Annotated in this window: 16 protein-coding genes; 8 read left to right on the top strand and 8 right to left on the bottom strand. The window is 70.8% G+C overall.

The annotated features are described in order from the left end of the window. Positions 1 to 59 precede the first annotated feature (59 nt). Together HD597_RS04740 and HD597_RS04735 are read left to right on the top strand one after the other, a co-directional pair. A complete protein-coding gene (locus HD597_RS04740) occupies positions 60 to 1,181 on the top strand; it encodes a CaiB/BaiF CoA transferase family protein (protein ID WP_253740472.1) in 1,122 nt (373 codons plus the stop codon). After that, complete coding sequence (locus HD597_RS04735; RefSeq protein WP_253740471.1) at positions 1,178 to 2,329, top strand: cytochrome P450; 1,152 nt, start codon at positions 1,178 to 1,180, stop codon at positions 2,327 to 2,329. Before HD597_RS04740 ends, HD597_RS04735 begins: the two co-directional genes overlap by 4 nt. Here the strand turns inward: HD597_RS04735 and HD597_RS04730 are convergent. Continuing rightward, positions 2,286 to 3,509, bottom strand: a complete 1,224-nt coding sequence (locus HD597_RS04730) for an FAD-dependent monooxygenase (protein WP_253740470.1) — start codon at positions 3,507 to 3,509, stop codon at positions 2,286 to 2,288. The genes HD597_RS04735 and HD597_RS04730 overlap by 44 nt on opposite strands. A 79-nt stretch (positions 3,510 to 3,588) precedes the next feature. On the opposite strand from HD597_RS04730, the gene HD597_RS04725 reads away from it, so the two are divergent. Beyond that, on the top strand, positions 3,589 to 4,125 hold the full coding sequence (locus HD597_RS04725) for a TetR/AcrR family transcriptional regulator (RefSeq protein WP_253740469.1): 537 nt from the start codon (positions 3,589 to 3,591) through the stop codon (positions 4,123 to 4,125). On the opposite strand, the gene HD597_RS04720 is transcribed toward HD597_RS04725, so the two are convergent. Next, the gene (locus HD597_RS04720) at positions 4,110 to 4,562 is read right to left on the bottom strand and encodes a GyrI-like domain-containing protein (RefSeq protein WP_253740468.1); all 453 of its coding nucleotides are present in this window, start codon (positions 4,560 to 4,562) and stop codon (positions 4,110 to 4,112) included. The genes HD597_RS04725 and HD597_RS04720 overlap by 16 nt on opposite strands. Positions 4,563 to 4,658: 96 nt before the next feature. Between HD597_RS04720 and HD597_RS04715 the strand changes: the two genes are divergently transcribed. Beyond that, positions 4,659 to 6,098 carry a GuaB1 family IMP dehydrogenase-related protein gene (locus tag HD597_RS04715; protein WP_253740467.1) on the top strand — a complete coding sequence of 480 codons (1,440 nt, stop codon included), beginning with the start codon at positions 4,659 to 4,661 and terminating at the stop codon, positions 6,096 to 6,098. 51 nt (positions 6,099 to 6,149) lie between these two features. Here the strand turns inward: HD597_RS04715 and HD597_RS04710 are convergent, their stop codons facing one another. Further along, a complete protein-coding gene (locus HD597_RS04710; protein WP_253740466.1) occupies positions 6,150 to 6,905 on the bottom strand; it encodes an SDR family NAD(P)-dependent oxidoreductase in 756 nt (251 codons plus the stop codon). 78 nt (positions 6,906 to 6,983) lie between these two features. Here HD597_RS04710 and HD597_RS04705 point away from each other — a divergent pair, with 78 nt between their 5' ends. From HD597_RS04705 to HD597_RS04695, 3 genes are all read left to right on the top strand, one after another. Continuing rightward, on the top strand, positions 6,984 to 7,358 hold the full coding sequence (locus HD597_RS04705) for an FKBP-type peptidyl-prolyl cis-trans isomerase (RefSeq protein ID WP_185102311.1): 375 nt from the start codon (positions 6,984 to 6,986) through the stop codon (positions 7,356 to 7,358). A gap of 390 nt (positions 7,359 to 7,748) precedes the next feature. Beyond that, complete coding sequence (locus HD597_RS04700; protein WP_253740465.1) at positions 7,749 to 9,272, top strand: ATP-dependent DNA ligase; 1,524 nt, start codon at positions 7,749 to 7,751, stop codon at positions 9,270 to 9,272. A 250-nt stretch (positions 9,273 to 9,522) separates the two neighbouring features. Then, positions 9,523 to 10,383 carry a septal ring lytic transglycosylase RlpA family protein gene (locus tag HD597_RS04695; RefSeq protein WP_253740464.1) on the top strand — a complete coding sequence of 287 codons (861 nt, stop codon included), beginning with the start codon at positions 9,523 to 9,525 and terminating at the stop codon, positions 10,381 to 10,383. On the opposite strand, the gene HD597_RS04690 is transcribed toward HD597_RS04695, so the two are convergent. After that, positions 10,384 to 10,980, bottom strand: coding sequence for a DUF1707 and DUF4870 domain-containing protein (locus HD597_RS04690; protein ID WP_253740463.1), 597 nt, complete (start codon positions 10,978 to 10,980; stop codon positions 10,384 to 10,386). Positions 10,981 to 11,113: 133 nt separating this feature from the next. Between HD597_RS04690 and HD597_RS04685 the strand changes: the two genes are divergently transcribed. Beyond that, positions 11,114 to 11,458: a hypothetical protein gene (locus tag HD597_RS04685; protein WP_185102309.1), complete on the top strand. Its 345-nt coding sequence runs from the start codon at positions 11,114 to 11,116 to the stop codon at positions 11,456 to 11,458. Between the two features lie 541 nt (positions 11,459 to 11,999). Here the strand turns inward: HD597_RS04685 and HD597_RS04680 are convergent. The 4 genes from HD597_RS04680 to HD597_RS04665 form a co-directional block, all read right to left on the bottom strand. Beyond that, positions 12,000 to 12,386 (bottom strand): nuclear transport factor 2 family protein, encoded by a 387-nt coding sequence (locus tag HD597_RS04680; protein ID WP_253740462.1) that lies wholly within the window; start codon positions 12,384 to 12,386, stop codon positions 12,000 to 12,002. A 109-nt stretch (positions 12,387 to 12,495) separates the two neighbouring features. After that, the gene (locus HD597_RS04675; RefSeq protein ID WP_253740461.1) at positions 12,496 to 13,728 is read right to left on the bottom strand and encodes an epoxide hydrolase family protein; all 1,233 of its coding nucleotides are present in this window, start codon (positions 13,726 to 13,728) and stop codon (positions 12,496 to 12,498) included. A 33-nt stretch (positions 13,729 to 13,761) separates the two neighbouring features. Beyond that, a complete protein-coding gene (locus HD597_RS04670; RefSeq protein WP_276082823.1) occupies positions 13,762 to 14,220 on the bottom strand; it encodes a nuclear transport factor 2 family protein in 459 nt (152 codons plus the stop codon). Positions 14,221 to 14,710: 490 nt separating this feature from the next. Further along, complete coding sequence (locus HD597_RS04665) at positions 14,711 to 15,778, bottom strand: DUF4192 domain-containing protein (protein ID WP_276082822.1); 1,068 nt, start codon at positions 15,776 to 15,778, stop codon at positions 14,711 to 14,713. Positions 15,779 to 16,187 lie beyond the last annotated feature (409 nt).

Below are 16,187 nucleotides of genomic sequence, written 5' to 3'. Positions count from 1 at the left end.
TGCACCAGTTCACCGAATGTTGTTCTACTGGGGCAGGGTCCACAGCTGAGGAGGGGTCGATGCCTGAGGTTCGCCGAGGTCCGCTGTCCGGGGTGCGAGTGCTGGAGCTCGCCGGGCTCGCCCCTGGGCCGTTCGCGGGGATGATGCTAGCCGATCACGGGGCGGAAGTCCTGCGTATCGACCGGGTGAAGGCGGTTTCCGACCGCCCGCGCGCCGACGTCATGGACCGCGGCAAGCACACGATCGGGCTGGATCTGAAGGCGCCCGAGGGGGTGGCCACGTTCAAGGAGCTCGTCCGGCACGCCGACGTCGTGATCGAGGTGTTCCGCCCGGGGGTGGCCGAGCGGCTCGGCATCGGGCCCGACGACCTGCACGCGATCAACGAGCGGCTCGTCTACGGCCGGATGACCGGATGGGGGCAGGACGGGCCGCTGGCCCCGACCGCCGGGCACGACATCGACTACATCGCCGTGTCGGGCGTGCTGTCGATGCTGGGCCGGGAGGGGGACAAGCCGACGCCGCCGATCAACATCCTCGGCGACTTCGCCGGCGGCGGGCTCATGCTGGCGTACGGCGTGCTGCTGGCCCTGTTCGAGCGGGAGCGCACCGGCCTGGGACGGGTGATCGACGCGGCCATGGTGGACGGCGCGGCGATCCTGTTCTCGATGTTCTACCAGGCGGTCCAGAGCGGGCACTGGGGGCCGCACGGCACGAACCTGCTCGACACCGGCGCCCCGCAGTACGACACGTACGAGACGGCCGACGGGAAACACGTGGCCGTCGGCTCCCTGGAGCCGCAGTTCTGGGAGGCCATGGTCACCCTCATGGGCCTGACCGACCTGCCCGACAGGAACGACCGGGCCCAGTGGCCCGCGCTCAGGGCCCGCCTGTCCGAGGAGTTCAGGAAGAGGACGCGCGCCGAGTGGGAGGCGCTGTTCGACGGCTCCGACGCCTGCGTCTCGCCCGTGTTGTCGATGGCCGAGGCGCCCGCCCACCCGCACAACGCCGCCCGGGGCTCCTTCGTCCAGGTCGGCGGCGTCACCCACCCCGCGCCCGCGCCGCGCCTGCTCGGCGTGCCGGCGCAGGACCTCTCCCCCGCCACCCGCCTGGCCGACCTGTCCGGCTGGGGCCTGTCCCAGGAGGAGGCGGACAAGCTACGCAGCCAAGGGGTACTCGCATGATCGACTTACTCGACGGCGACCTGTACGCCGGCGACCCCTCCCCCGTCTACGCCTGGCTCCGCGAGCACGCCCCCGTCTACCGCGACGAGCCCAACAACCTGTGGGGCGTCTCCCGCCACGCCGACATCTCGGCCATCGAGCGCGACGCCCGCCTGTGGACCAGCACCGTCGGCTACCGCCCCCAGCTCCCCTCGGAGCCGTCCATGATCGGCCTGGACGACCCCGAGCACGCGGAGCGGCGCCGCCTGGTCTACCGCCGCTTCACCCCGCGCCACGTGCACGCCCGCTACGCCGCCCGGGTGCGCGAGGTCGTCGTCGAGCTCATCACGAGCGCGCTGGAGCGGGGCACGGTCGACGCGGTGGGCGAGCTGGCCGCGCCGCTGCCCGCCCGCATGATCGGATGGCTGATCGGCTTCCCCGACGAGGACTGGCCCCGGCTCAAGCACTGGTCGGAGACCACGATCGTGGCCGGCGGCGGCCTGCGCTACGTCACGCACGAGGCCGCCGTGGCCGCCGGCGAGTACGGCCAGGCCGTGCTGGAGCTGGCCGCCGAGCGGCGCGCCCACCCGCGTGACGACCTGCTGTCCCTGTGGTGCGCCACGCCGGGCTACGACGACGAGTGCCTGGCCAACGACGCGCTGCTGCTGCTCGACGGCGGCGCCGAGACCACCCGGACGGTCATCGCGACCACCATCGACGCGCTGATCCGGCATCCGGACCAGTGGCGCCTGCTGCGCGAGGACCGGGGGCTGATGGAGGGGGCGGTGGAGGAGTTCATCCGGTGGACCACGCCGGTCCTGAACATGTGCCGGGCCGCCACCCGCGACACCACGCTGCACGGGCAGGAGATCCGCCAGGGACAGCAGGTGCTGCTCATGTACGGGTCGGCGAACAGGGACCCCGAGGTGTTCGACGACCCGGACGCCTTCGACGTGGCCAGGAAGCCGGGCGGGCACATCGCGTTCGGTCTGGGCGCCCACTTCTGCCTGGGCGCGGCGCTGGCCAGGCTGGAGCTTCGGATCTTCTTCGAGGAGTGGCTGGACCGGGTGGGTTCGGCCGAGTGGGCCGACGCCGAGGGGCCGCGCATCCTGCCCAACGCCTTCGTCAGGGGCGTGACGTCGTTTCCCGTGGTGCTGCGTAGTCCTTGAGCGCGATCGAGTCGTGCAGGCGCACGCCCTTGCTGCCGAGCTTGACCGCGGCCCTGGTCAGGGCGACGGGCAGGCGGTTGACCAGCCGCACGCCCTTCAGGAGCGCCCACAGGTCCAGCCGGCTGCCCGGCACGAGCCGCCTGGCCGCGTTGATCGCGAACGTGCGGCTGCGGCGCACGTACTCGCCGAGCTCGGCCTCGTAGGCCGGGAAGGCCCGCGTGTGGTCGCCGCCGTGCGCGGCCAGCTCGCCCGCCAGCACGTACGCCCCCACGACCGCCAGGCTCGTGCTGCCCCCGACCGCCGGGCCCGGGCAGTAGCCCGCGTCGCCGGCGAGCGTCACCCGGCCGCGTGACCAGGTGTCGAGGCGGAGCTGGGTGATCGAGTCGAAGTAGAAGGCCGAGGCCCGATCCAGCTCCGCCAGCAGCCTGGGCACCTCCCAGCCCACGCCGGCGAAGCGCTCGCGCAGCAGCTCCTTCTGCCTGGCGACGTCCCTGTGGTGGTAGTCGAGCGGCTCCGGCGTCCTGAACAGGAACAGCGCCCGGGCGTCGGGCAGCCGCGCCGCCCCGTACATCGCGGCCAGCCTGCCCACGCCCGTGACGCCCTCCATGCGGCCGTCCAGCCGCAGGTGGTTGGGCACCGAGGCGACCGCCAGGTAGGCGCCGATCCAGGTCGTGAAGCGCGACTCGGGGCCGAAGACCAGGCGGCGCACGTTGGAGTGCAGGCCGTCGGCGCCGATCACCAGGTCGAACCTGGCGGGCGCGCCGCGCTCGAAGGTGACCTCGCCGTCTTCGGAGATCGAGGTGATGGAGTCGCCGAAGACGTACTCGGCGTCGTGACGGGTCGCGTCGTAGAAGATCTCACTCAGGTCGTCGCGCATGATCTCGACGTGCCGGTCGGAGACCGCGCCCATGACGCGCCCGATCTCCAGCACGGCGGGCCGGCCGCCGCGCTCACCACGCACGGTGAGGTGCTCCGTCCCGGTCTTGGCGGCCAGGACCTGCTCCAGCACCCCCATGCGCTCGACGATGTCCATCGCTGGCCTGAACAGGTCGACCGCGTGGCCGCCCGTCCTGCGCAGCGCCGGAGCCCGCTCGACGACGGTGACGGTGAAGCCGTACCTGGCCAGCCAGTACGCCAGCGCCGGCCCCGCGACGCTCGCCCCCGAGATGAGAACCCTCATGACCCCTCCTTACCTACCGTTAAGTAAGCACGCTAGCACGCAGACTTACTTAACGGAAGGTAAGGACTATCCTTGATCCATGCCCAGTGACACCAAGGCCCGCATCCAGGCGGTGGCCCGCGAGCTGTTCGTGCGGCAGGGCGTGCAGAACACCAGCCTGCGCCAGATCTCCGACCGGCTGGGCATCACCAAGCCCGCGCTCTACTACCACTTCTCCTCACGCGACGACCTGGTGCGCAGCATCGTGCAGCCGCTGGTCGAGGACATCGAGGGGTTCCTGCGCGACCGGGCTCAGGCGGGCGACCCCCGCGAGCTGCTCGACGACTACTTCGAGCTGATCTGGCGGCACCGCGAGGTGATCGTGATGATGGTGCGCGACCTGTCCACGCTCGGCTATCTCGACCTGGGCACGCGCATGTTCGAATGGCGGCGGGAGCTGGTGGCCAGGCTGCTCGGGCGGGAGCTCGCGCTGGAGCAGCAGATCCGCGCGACGGTGGCGCTGGGCGGCATGTCGGACTGCGCGGTCGAATTCGCGCACCTGCCGCTGGAGGAGGTCAAGCCGACGGCCGTCGAGGCGGCGGCCGTCGCGCTCGGATTCCGTCAGACGGCCACGTAGAGATCCACCCCGTCGGGGTGGTGCACCTCCAGATCCGTCGTGAAGGCACGCGGTGGCGTGCCGCCCGACTCGGTGTGCTTCCACACCGCCTGCCACGACTCGGCCAGCGCCTGCGGCATCGGGCCGCGGGCCTCCAGTCTCAGCGCGTGGGCCGCGGGAACGCGCACGGCCACCATGCCCTCCGGCAGCCGCGGCACCGTGCGCACACCCGTGCCGACGATCTGCGTGAAGGCCCCGTGATGGTCGCTTTCATAGTCGGTGAGCACCGCGTACAGGTTCTCGTCGACGCGGCCGGGCACGTGCGCGAAGGCCCCTGGCGCACCGGCCCGCCGCCACAACCCGGGCAGCTTGGCCCGCGCCGGATCGAGTTCGTCGGCGTTGGTGGTGCGTACGGCGAAACCGACCACCACCAGTTCGGCCCGTTCGGTGACGTTCACAGACCCTCCCTCCCCCAAAAGTGTCCCGGCCGATCATAAGGCCCCGCGAAACGGGGAAAAGCCTTGTTGACCTGTCAGCACATAAGATGGATGAACGTGAGATTTCTCAACGACCTAGAGCCGCATTACGACCTGACCTACAGCGACGTGTTCATGGTCCCGTCGCGTTCCGCGGTCGGTTCCCGGCTCGCAGTCGATCTTTCGACGAACGACGGCACGGGCACCACCATTCCGATCGTCGTGGCGAACATGACGGCCGTCGCCGGCAAGCGCATGGCCGAGACCGTGGCGCGCCGCGGCGGCATCACCGTGATCCCTCAGGACATCCCCGCCGACGTCGTGGCGGACGTCGTCGACTGGGTCAAGAAGCGCGACCTCGTCCACGACACGGCCCTCACCCTCACCTCGCACGACACCGTCGGCGAGGCCCTGCAACTGCTGCCCAAGCGGGCGCACGGCGCCGTCATCGTGGTCGACTGGGAGAACCGCCCCGTCGGCGTCGTGACCGAGGCCGACTGCCGCGACGTCGACCTGTTCACGCAGCTCTCCCACGTCATGTCGAGCGAGCTGCTCACGCTGCCCGCCGGGCTCGACCCGCGCACCGCCTTCGACCGCCTGCACGAGGGCCGCCACCGCCTGGCGCCCATCGTGGACGAGGAGGGGCGGCTGGTCGGCATCCTCACCCGCACGGGCGCCCTGCGCGCCACCCTCTACCAGCCGGCCGTGGACGCCGAGGGCAGGCTGCGCGTCGCCGCCGCCGTGGGCGTGAACGGCGACGTGGCCGCCAAGGCCAAGGAGCTGCTGGAGGCCGGGATCGACTGCCTGGTCGTGGACACCGCGCACGGCCACCAGGAGAAGATGGCCTCCGCCCTGCGCGCCGTCACCGCCATCGATCCCGGCGTGCCGGTCGCGGCGGGCAACGTGGTGACCGCCGACGGCGTGCGCGACCTCGTGGACGCCGGTGCCGACATCCTCAAGGTCGGCGTCGGCCCCGGCGCCATGTGCACCACCCGCATGATGACCGGCGTCGGCCGGCCGCAGTTCTCCGCCGTGCTGGAGTGCTCCGCCGAGGCCCGCCGCCTGGGGCGGCACGTGTGGGCCGACGGGGGCGTGCGCCATCCGCGCGACGTCGCGCTGGCCCTGGCGGCCGGGGCGTCGAACGTGATGATCGGGTCGTGGTTCGCGGGCACGTACGAGTCGCCGGGCGACACCCACATCGACGCCAACGGGCGGGCGTACAAGGAGAACTACGGCATGGCCTCGGCGCGGGCCGTGCGGCTGCGGACCGCCGACGACTCGGCGTTCGAGCGGGCCAGGAAGGCGCTGTTCGAGGAGGGCATCTCGACGTCCAGGATGTATCTCGATCCGAAGCGGCCCAGTGTGGAGGATCAGATCGACGCGATCGTGGCCGGGCTGCGGTCGTCGTGCACGTACGCCGGGGCGTCGGACCTGGAGGAGTTCCACGCCAAGGCCGTCGTGGGGATCCAGAGCACGTCCGGGTACGCCGAGGGGATGCCGCTGCACCAGAGCTGGTGAGCCGCCGCGTCCGGCACCCGGGCCGCGCTCAGGCCCCGCCGGACGCCGTGCTCAGGTTCTGCGCCAGCCGCCCGCGGCGTTGATTCCGCCGTCCACGTGCAGCGTCGTGCCCGTCACGAACCTGGCCAGGTCGCCGGCCAGGAACAGGGCCGCCGCGGCGGCGTCGCGGGGGTCGCCGAGGTGGCCGAGCGGCGGCACGCGGACCGGCTCGTAGGGCAACGGGCGGGCCAGCATGCGCTCGCGCACGCCCTCCTCTCCCTCGGTCCTGATGGCGTCGGGGGCGATGGCGTTCACCCTGATGCCGCTGGGCGCCAGCTCCAGCGCCAGCGACTTGGTCAGGCTCGCCACGCCTGCCTTCATGGCCGCGTACACGGCGAAACCGGGCGCGGCCTGGTGGGCCTCGCTCGACGTCACGTTGATGATCGACGCGCCCGGCGACATCATCGGCAGCAAACTCCGGATCATGCCGGTGACCTGCGTGAAGTTCTCCTCGATGAGGGTCTGCTCGCCGCGCGGCGAGGTGTCGGCGAACCCCGCGTGAAAGGTGCCGCCCGCGTTGTTGACCAGCACGTCCACGCGGCCCCACCGCTCGCGTACGGCCTGGGCGAACACCTCGACCGCCACGTGGTCGCGCACGTCGAGCGTCATCGCCAGCTCACCGTCCGGCTTGTCGCGGTCGCAGACCGCGACGTGGGCGCCGAACGCCGCGAACGCCTCGGCGATCGCCAGGCCGATGCCCCTGGCCGCCCCGGTGACGACGGCCACGCGGCCGGTGAGCAGGAACGCGTCGGGAGAAAGGGCGGCCATGAACGTTGACCATATCCCGAGCGCATAGAGTCGTCGGGTCCATTCTCTTCGAGAACAACCGTCAACAGGAGCACTTTCGTGGCACTCCAGAAGCCCGAGATCGATTTTCCGGGCGGCGAACCGCCCAAGGACCTCGAGATCGAGGACCTGACCGTCGGCGACGGCCCCGAGGCCAAGCCCGGCCAGAACGTGCGCGTCCACTACGTGGGCGTGTCGTTCTCGACCGGGGAGGAGTTCGACGCGTCGTGGAACCGCGGCGACGCGTTCGAGTTCCCGCTGGGCGCCGGGCGCGTCATCGGTGGCTGGGACCAGGGCGTCGCGGGCATGAAGGTCGGCGGCCGGCGCAAGCTGGTCATCCCGCCGCACCTCGGCTACGGCACCCGCGGCGCGCCTCCGCGCATCAAGCCGAACGAGACGCTCATCTTCGTCGTCGACCTGCTCGGCGTGAGCTGACACCTGCACGGTGACGCGCCGGCGTGCCCGCGGCACGTCCGGCGCGGTGAGGCCCGGGCGTGCCTGTGTACGCCCGGGCGCGCTGAGGCGTCACCGCCCCTCGGCCCTGCCTTGTGGGCCCTGCCGGTCGTGCCTTCCCCCGTGGGCCCCGCCCCCCTTGGCCCTGCCCCGTCGACCTCACACCCCTTGGCCCCGCCCCGTCCGGCCCGCACGCGGCCCCCTCCGGCCCCATGTCGCCAACGTCTTGCCCCCTCCGACCTCGGCGGACCGGGCGGCCCCGGGTGGCACCGCTGCCCTGGCGGCCCGGCGCCTTTCCCCGTTATCGACACATCGCGTGGATATGCCGTTATCAAGTGGGGAAATGTCGCCGACGTAAGGCACCATAGGCGTGTGCTTCTGATCGACGTGGTCCGGGTGTCCGAGGCGGTGACGCGCACGTCCGCGAGGCTGGGCAAGGTGGGTCACCTGGCGGAGTTGCTGGGCCGGGTCGGGCCGGAGGAGGCGGAGATCGCGATCTCCTACCTGTCCGGCGAGCTGCCCCAGCGGCAGGTCGGCGTGGGCTGGCGCACGCTGGAGGACATCCCGCAGCCCAAGCTGGCCGCCACCGCCACGCTCACCGCCGTCGACCGGCTGCTGAGCCGGATCAAGGCCGTGTCGGGCGCCGGCTCGCAGGCCGCGCGCAAGGCGCTGGTGGCCGAGTTGTTCGCGGGGCTGACCAGTCAGGAGCAGCAGTTCATGCGGCGGCTGCTGCACGGCGAGCTGCGCCAGGGCGCGCTCGACGGCGTCATGATCGAGGCGATCGCCAAGGCCTCCGGCGCGCCGTCGGCCGACGTCCGCCGCGCGCTGACGCTGCGCGGCTGGCTCCCGGCCGTCGGCGCGGCCGCGCTGAGCGGCGGGGTGGCGGAGCTGCACGCGTTCCGGCTGGAGGTGGGGAGGGCGGTCGCGCCCATGCTGGCGGGCAGCGCGCCGAACGTGGCGGCGGCCCTGGAGAAGGCCGGCGCGCCGGCGGCGCTGGAGTGGAAGCTCGACGGCGTACGCGTCCAGGCCCACCGCTCCGGCTCGGAGGTGCGGGTGTTCACCCGTACGCTCGACGACATCACCCCGCAGGTCCCCGAGCTGGTCGAGGCGGTGCTGGAGATGCCGTCCGACGACCTCGTGCTCGACGGCGAGGTGATCGCGCTGCGGCCCGACGGGCGGCCGCACCCGTTCCAGGTGACCGCCAGCCGCGTCTCCAGCAAGACGAACGTGGCCGCGCTGCGCACGCAGACCCCGCTGAGCGTGTTCTTCTTCGACGCGCTGCGCGTGGACGGCGCCGACCTGCTCGACCTGCCGTACGCCGAGCGCCAGGAGGTCCTGGCCCGTACGGTCCCGCAGGGCCTGCTGACCCCCCGGCTGGTGACGGGGGAGGTCTCCGAGGCCGAGAAGTTCTTCATCGACGTCGTCAAGGCCGGCCACGAGGGCCTGGTGGTCAAGGCGCTAGCCTCCCCCTACGCGGCGGGCCGGCGCGGGGCGGGCTGGATCAAGGTCAAGCCGCGTCACACGCTCGACCTGGTGGTCCTGGCGGCCGAGTGGGGGCACGGCCGGCGCGAGGGCAAGCTGTCCAACCTGCACCTCGGGGCTCGCGACCCCGAGGGCGGGTTCGTGATGCTCGGCAAGACGTTCAAGGGGCTGACGGACGAGCTGCTGGCCTGGCAGACCGAGCGCTTCCTGGAGCTGGCCGAGGGGCCGACGGACGAGTGGACGGTACGGCTGCGGCCGGAGCTGGTCGTGGAGATCGCCTTCGACGGCGTGCAGCGCTCGCCCCGTTACCCGGGAGGCATGGCGCTGCGCTTCGCCCGGGTGCTGCGCTACCGGCCGGACAAGCGCGTCGAGGACGCCGACACCGTCGAGACGGTGCGCTCCCTGATGCTCTGATCGTTTCCGCGTTCTCCGGAAACGATCAATTCATGGGCGTATGGTCGTCCCTCAAAGCACCCTGTGCGGCATAAGTGAGAAATTTCACTGGATGTCCCATTAAGTTGCCTTTACCTGCTCTTTGTCGCATATGTTCGTGCCCATCGCGCGGGATCCCCCACCCCGCAGCGGGATCGGCCGCCGCATGCCCCCACCCCTCACGGCTCTGGCCTTTCCCTGCCCTATCCCCTATCTAGGACCGTGGTTTACCTTGGGCCAGCACACCCGCAACCCGTCTGCTCAGGACCGCAAGCAGTCCGCTCAGGACCGTAAGCGGTCCGCCCACGACCGCAAGCCGTCCGCTCAGGGCCACCAGGCCAGCGCGAACAAGCGCCGCTGGACCACCGTCGCCGTCGGCGCGGCCGTCCTCGCGGCGGCTTCCACCACCGCCTGGGCCGCCATCGGCAACGACGACTCCCCCGACCGGACGACGGCCCTCACCCCGCTCTCGCCGAAGTCCGCCTCATCCGCAGCCCCCAAGCCTCCTGCCGCGGCGGCGGCCCAGCCGAACGCCACCCGGTCCCCGCAGCCCGGCGGCACGTCCTCCCCCGCACACACCCCGCAGCCCTCCGACGCCTCCTCCCACCCCGGCGAGACCTCGCGATCCTCCGAGACCTCCGGACCCGCCGGATCCCCCCGGCCCTCCGAGACCTCCGCGCCCGCCGGGACTTCCCGGGGCTCCGAGACCTCCCGAGGCGCCGGAGCCCCGCGTCCGGCCGAGACGCCTTCCGAGCCGCCGCAGTCCAAGGCCAAGGCGGAGACGACGAAGCCGAAGTACCGCGTCCTGTCCTCCGGCAGCTGCGGCGCCTCCTACTACGGCGACCCCCAGATGACGGCCAGTGGCGAGCGCTTCAACCCCGCCGCCATGACCGCCGCCCACAAGACCCTCCCGCTGGGCAGCAAGGTCCGCGTCACCAACCCGGACAACGGCGAGTCCGTCACGGTCCGCATCAACGACCGTGGCCCGTACATCGGAGGCCGCTGCCTGGACCTGTCCAAGGCCGCCTTCGCCGCCATCGGGAACATCAACTCCGGCGTGATGCGAGTCAAGTACCAGGTACTGGGCCGCTAGTCACTTCACCAGGCGGATGGTCATGGGATAGCGGAAATTCCCCTCCGACAGCGCCGAGACGCCACCGACGACGGCGAGCACCACCGCCGCGACCCAGATGAACGGCACCAGCACGATGCCGACGAAGGTCAGCGGCAGCAGGATCGAGGCTCCGACCACGGTGATCTGGAAGTTGAGCGCCTCGAGAGCGTGCTTGCGGATGTAGGGCGAGGTCTTGCCCCCGGTGAGCAGCAGGAGCAGCGGGCCGATGACCGGGAAGCCGATGATCGGCAGCGCATGGGCGAGCGCTCCGCCGAGCCGCTCGTTGCTCTCCGCCGTGCCTGCCTGCGGCGCCGGATGCGGGAGCGCGGCGGCGGCCCTGGGCACGGCCTGAGGGCCGTACAGCTCGTTCATGATGGGCACCAGGTCGCCGTGCGTGCGCGCCGTCATGGCGCGCTCCAGCCGGTCGTCGAATTCGAGCTTGTCGAAACGACCTTCCGCGTACGCGGATTTGACGTGCTCGACCACGTTCTCCCGGTCCTGGTTGGTGACGCGCAGATGAGCTGGCGGCACCTGTCCCGGCCCGGGGGTTTTCGGTACCCCAGCCATAATCGTCATGCCTCTCCTCAGGGATTCGAACGGTCACCTCACATACTGCGTCCCGGGTGCTCGCGGTGCCATCGGGAGAATCCCGGATTCGTCCCCGAGATCATCCCCGACGCAAGGGCTTCAGACGGTATAAAAAGGATTCATGAGATGGCGAGACCGCTACGGCATTCGTCGACTGCGCGGCCGCAAGATCGCGAAGTTCGACCGAGAGGCGACCGACGCCGACATCGAGGCGCTCATCGCCTTTGCCCGTTCGCGGCGCGGTGTCGAGTTCTACGTCGAGCCAGAGACATTTGCCACCGATACGACCGCTGTGGCGGTGGCCGACGACGGCGAGTGGACCAGGCGCAGGGTCGGCTCCCCGGCCGTGATCCACAAGGTCGCCCGTGATCTTGCCTTGCCTGTCTACGACGTTCAGCTCACCGGATACCCGCCGCGGATGCGTGCGTACAACGAGCGTCGCAGGAAGGAAGAAGGCAGCCTCTGACCCCCCGCGACCCCCACTGATCCCGCCACGGACCTGAAGGCGGCCTCTCGCCTGGTGGCGTTCGGCCGCCTCGTCGTGACCCAGGCCGGCTCCGGCTGTGCGGCCGGTCGCGTCCAGCGCACCGGCCGGCTCCCGGCGCGAGCTCACGCCGAGCTTCATGAACACGTGCGCAAGCGCTCCTCGGCGAGCTGCCGGCGAAGGAACAGCCGGGCACCGATCTCGGGGCTGCTGCGCCCCGCGACGGCGAGCCGCTCGACACAACCGCCCGCACCCCCTGGCATCCGGACGCACGGGCACACAGCCCGGCAAGACTGCGGGCCCCTGACATCCCGGACGCACTGGCGCGCAGCCCGGCGAGGCTGTCCTGCCGATGTCCGCTTCCCGGAGACCAGAACCTTGCCCTGGCCGGTGCGCATGCCCTCCAGCAGCAGGTCCCGGGTTTCGCCTTCGCGATGCCGGCCACGCCGCAGGGCGGGGAGGGAATCATCGCGCACCCGGCCGGTTGCCCTTGTTCCGGGACTTGCTGCGTGACCTTGGAGGCTCACATCAGGGTGCGGGCGTGTTCGGAGTTGGTGTAGTCGCGCCACTCGACGATCCGGCCGTCCTGGAGCCGGTAGATCGCCATGTTCCTGATCGGGGCCAGAGGGCGGCCGGGCAGGGCGAGTCCGTGAAGTTGTTCCGCGATCACGATGTCGCCGTCGACCGCCTGGTGGAGGGTGCTGAACTCGACCCGTTCCATGGCGGAGAAGACTCCGGCCCACAGGTTGACCACCGCGTCGCGGCCCTTGATCTCGGGGCTGCCGTAGTTCTCGAAGACGATGTCCGGGTGGAAGTAGGGGGCGAGCCTGGTGGCGTCCTTGAGGGCGAAGAGGTCCAGGAACTCTTTGATGATCTTGTCGTTGTCGATGGCGGACGCGTTGTCACGCATGGTCGTGGCTCCTGCCTGGTGAGGTGGTCGGTGTGCGGCCGGGTCCGGGGATCGGCGAACGGTGGAGGTGCTCCGGAGGGAGCTGGGCCGGAGGCCCACCGGGGGCTGGTCAGCGCAGCTTCCTGAAGGTGACCCGGAGGTCGCCGACGAAGGCTTCGGGGTTCTCGTAGTGGACGAAGTGGCCGCCCTTCATGTGGGCGTTGACGTTGATCACGTTGAAGGAGTCGCGCGTCGGGCCGTTCTCGAAGGCGGCGATGCGCTCCTCGACGGTGTTGACGCCGGGCGGGTAGGCGTCGCCGAGCAGGAAGGTGAAGCCGGCCGGCGCCTCGACGACGGGCCTGCGGTCGTGGGAGGGCACCCACGGGTAGCGCACCGCGTTGCGGTACATGCGGATGGAGGAGCCGATGGCCTGGTTCACCCAGAAGGTGGTGGCCTCGGTGAGGATGAAGTCGCGCGGGAAGTTCGCCGCGAAGTCGCCCCGCTTGTCGCTCCACTTCTTCCAGCGCCGCAGCAGCCAGGCGAGCATGCCGATGGGCGAGTCGTTCAGGCCGTGGGTGAGGGTCGAGGCGTCGAGCATGTGCACCGCGACGTGGGAGGCGTAGGTGCTGACGAAGTTCTCCAGGCCCGCCCGCAGCTCCGGTGTGGCGTCCTCGGGGATCTTGGCGCCGTCGGTCAGGTCCCAGAAGCGCTCGTTCGCGAACATGCCGGGCGGCAGGTCCTGGCCGTAGTGCAGGCCGATGATGCTGTCGGCGTACTTGTGGCCGAGCGCGCTGGTCACGAGCGCGCCGTAGTCGGAGCCCGCCGCGGCGTACTTGTCGTAGCCGAGCACCTCGGTCATCAGCTTGTGCATGATGTCGGCGATCTTCCAGTAGTTCAGATCGCCCCTGGCGGGGGTGGACCAACCGAACCCCGGCAGGTCGGGGATGACGACGTCGAAGGAGTCGGCCGGGTCACCGCCGTGCGCGGCGGGATCCGTCAGCGGCCCGATCAGCGGGAGGCTGAACCCGCTGGACCACGGCCAGCCGGAGTGCACGGCCAGCGGGACGGGGTTCGGGCCCTTGCCGCGTACGTGGTAGAAGTGCACGGGCGTGCCGTCGATCTCGACCTTGAACTGCTCGTGGGCGTTCAGCCGCTGCTCCTGCGCACGCCAGTCGAAGCCGTCGGCCCAGTATTCGACGAGCGGCTTGAGGTAGGCGGTGCTGATTCCGTAGTACTCCTCCTCGTTGTCCAGGTCGTCGAAGAATCGGGTCCTCTTCAGCCGGTCCCTGAGGTCGTCCAGGGCCTCCTGGGGGACATCGATCTTGTACGGCTCCAGGTCGCGGGGCTTGTCGTCGCTGCTCATGGCAAGGCTCTTTCCGTGTGTGTCGGACGTGGTTCAGGCGGTGAAGTCGAGGCGGATCCGGGTCTGCTTCAGCTCGGCGATGCACCAGGAGCCGTTCGTCCTGACGAAGCGGGCGTGGTAGTGGCCGAAGCCGTGCATGCCCCGGAACGGGATGTCCTCGGACACGGCGGCAGCCTCGGGCCGGGTGACGATGTCCTCCATCGCCCACACGCCGTGGGCGGCGGTCGAGGAGTCGACGTCGATCTCGTCGGAGAACAGGTGGTGGACCAGGGTGACGCCGGGGCCCCCGCTGGCGCCGACCGTTGCGGCGACCTGCTCCCTGCCCTCCATGTGCAACCAGACCGATCCGTCCGGCTTGTGCGGGGTGAACGTGCCGTCCGGGGTGAACAGGTTCGCCAGGTCCTGCCAGCGTTGGTGATCCGCGTAGCGGACATAGCGAGCCATCAGACGGCGTAGCTCTTCAACGATGCTCAGACGCTCGATGGCATCCATGGTCGATCATTCCTCTGCCGATGATGTGGACGGACCTTCGGCCGGTGCTGCAACACAGCCGGCCGGATCCGCCCAGCGGACTACTCCGCCATTTCCTCTTCTGGACTCCGCGGTCCATTCATGATGCGTCGCCAAAAATGGACTCGCAAGTCCAAAACAGAGGAGACGCCGGCTGCTCGAACCGTCGTCGACCGCCCCCGCCGAACCCGCCGCCAGACGCCGTGACCGCGCCCTTGCCCAAGGGCCGGCGACCGGCCCCAGGCGAACGGAGGGTGGCCGCCTCACGGCAAGGGTGTGGCGACCGCCCGCAGCAAGGTGGCGGCGACCAACACCAGTAGAGCGGCGGCGACCGGTTCCCGCCGGAGTGGTGGCAACCCAGTCCAGGCTCCTTGATGACGCCCGTGGACTGGCCGCGCTTCTTCCGTCCAGCGCTTGGGGCCTGGCCGGCGGCGACTCGCCGGGCAGAGGGGCCGGATCGTCGGCCGTGCCTTCAGTCGAGTGCGGGGAGCGGGTCTTCCTCGTCCAGGAGGCTGATCAAGGGGAGCAGCCAGGCGGCGCAGGCCGAACCCATGGTTTCGTCCAGTTCGGCCGGGGTCGGGAGGCGACCGCGGAGGATGGCCGGGGAGAGCAGGTTCTGGAGGGCGTGCATGAGGAGGTTGGCCATCGAGTAGCCGGGGTCGGCGGTCAGGGCGCGTTCGAGGGCGATGGTGGCCTGGACGCTGTTCCCGGAACGCCAGGCCGCCATCGCCAGCAGCGACGCCACCGGTGGGATGAAGCGCGGCTCCAGCCTGCGGGTCAGGTCCTTCCAGAGCAGGGCGTGGGAGTCGTCCATCAGAGTCCACGCCTCGTCGCGGACTCGCATGATCGTCAGGTCCAGGCCCAGCCTCGCCGCTTCCGCGTCGTTGAGACGGCCGCCGTCGGCGTGGGTCTCCAGCGCCGAACGGACTCTGGTCAGGGCTTCGGACACGAACTGCTCGGCGAAGGCGTTCAGGTCGGTGGCGGTCATGATGCGAGCCTGGAAGTCCGCGATCGCCGCTGACGTGGCTCGGCGCATCGCCATCCGTACGGGGCCCGTGACCGGGGCCAGGGTGCGCTCCAGTGCCTCCCGGTTGGGCAGGGCCACCAGGCCGCGTACGGTCGCCTCGGCCGCGATCTGGCTCGTGGACAGGTCGTACGGGGTGCCCTCCGCCGGGCAGCACGTCGCCAGGTCGCAGACGTACGACCAGTAGCGGCCCTCGTGGGCCCGCAGCGCCTCGCCGACATGGACCCCGTTCTTGGCCGCCAGCCGTCTGGCCTCGTCGACCGCCGGTGTGACCAGGTCTCCCGGGCCGTAACCGATGATGACGATCTCCGTGATGCCCTCGCGGCCGAACAGGGGTGACATCGCGTCGAGCGTGCCCGGCGGGAACGGCAGGCCCCATCTGGCCACCATCTTCGCCCGCCCTCGGGCCAGGCCCACGACGATGAGGCTGGCGGTGGGGTGGAATCCGACGAGGTAGGGCACGGCGGCCAGGACATCGGTGGGGCTGCTCAGGGTGAGGCAGGGCTCTGGGACCAAGGACGCGGGTGAGGGCGATGGCGAAGGTGAGGACGAAGGCGAAGGTATAGGCGAGGGCGAGGGCGAAGGTGTGGGCGGGGAGAGGGACGCCGGGGTGGCGGGTTGAGCGGAGAACTGGTCGAGGGCCTGGCCGCGCGCCTGCGGGGACGTGGAAACGGAGGGCTGCGTGGACGCGGGCATGAAGGCCTGCCCATAAGCCTGAGGCGCGCGGGCGGCGGGCTGTTCGGAGGCTTGCAGGGGTGCGCGGGTGGCGGGCTGCTCGGAGGTCTGGAGGGGTGTTCGGGTGGCGAGCGAGGCTGGGGGATGGGGCGGGGTGGAGGTGATGCGGGGGTGGTCGGGAGCCGCGCCGACGGCAGGGGCGGTGTGCGGGTGGTCGGGAGCGGAGGTGGGGCGGTTGCTCGTCATGGCC

The organism is Nonomuraea thailandensis (assembly GCF_024172165.1).
Classification (GTDB): domain Bacteria; phylum Actinomycetota; class Actinomycetes; order Streptosporangiales; family Streptosporangiaceae; genus Nonomuraea; species Nonomuraea thailandensis.
This window is presented reverse-complemented; position numbering and strand designations above follow the sequence as displayed.

What these genes read in the sequence shown, in the direction of transcription:
- HD597_RS04670 (WP_276082823.1), bottom strand. Translation starts at nt 14,220, where the DNA reads ATGGATGCCATCGAGCGTCTGAGCATCGTTGAAGAGCTACGCCGTCTG.
- HD597_RS04710 (WP_253740466.1), bottom strand. Translation starts at nt 6,905, where the DNA reads ATGGCCGCCCTTTCTCCCGACGCGTTCCTGCTCACCGGCCGCGTGGCC.
- HD597_RS04680 (WP_253740462.1), bottom strand. Translation starts at nt 12,386, where the DNA reads ATGCGTGACAACGCGTCCGCCATCGACAACGACAAGATCATCAAAGAG.
- HD597_RS04735 (WP_253740471.1), top strand. Translation starts at nt 1,178, where the DNA reads ATGATCGACTTACTCGACGGCGACCTGTACGCCGGCGACCCCTCCCCC.
- HD597_RS04730 (WP_253740470.1), bottom strand. Translation starts at nt 3,509, where the DNA reads ATGAGGGTTCTCATCTCGGGGGCGAGCGTCGCGGGGCCGGCGCTGGCG.
- HD597_RS04675 (WP_253740461.1), bottom strand. Translation starts at nt 13,728, where the DNA reads ATGAGCAGCGACGACAAGCCCCGCGACCTGGAGCCGTACAAGATCGAT.
- HD597_RS04740 (WP_253740472.1), top strand. Translation starts at nt 60, where the DNA reads ATGCCTGAGGTTCGCCGAGGTCCGCTGTCCGGGGTGCGAGTGCTGGAG.
- HD597_RS04685 (WP_185102309.1), top strand. Translation starts at nt 11,114, where the DNA reads ATGAGATGGCGAGACCGCTACGGCATTCGTCGACTGCGCGGCCGCAAG.
- HD597_RS04690 (WP_253740463.1), bottom strand. Translation starts at nt 10,980, where the DNA reads ATGACGATTATGGCTGGGGTACCGAAAACCCCCGGGCCGGGACAGGTG.
- HD597_RS04725 (WP_253740469.1), top strand. Translation starts at nt 3,589, where the DNA reads ATGCCCAGTGACACCAAGGCCCGCATCCAGGCGGTGGCCCGCGAGCTG.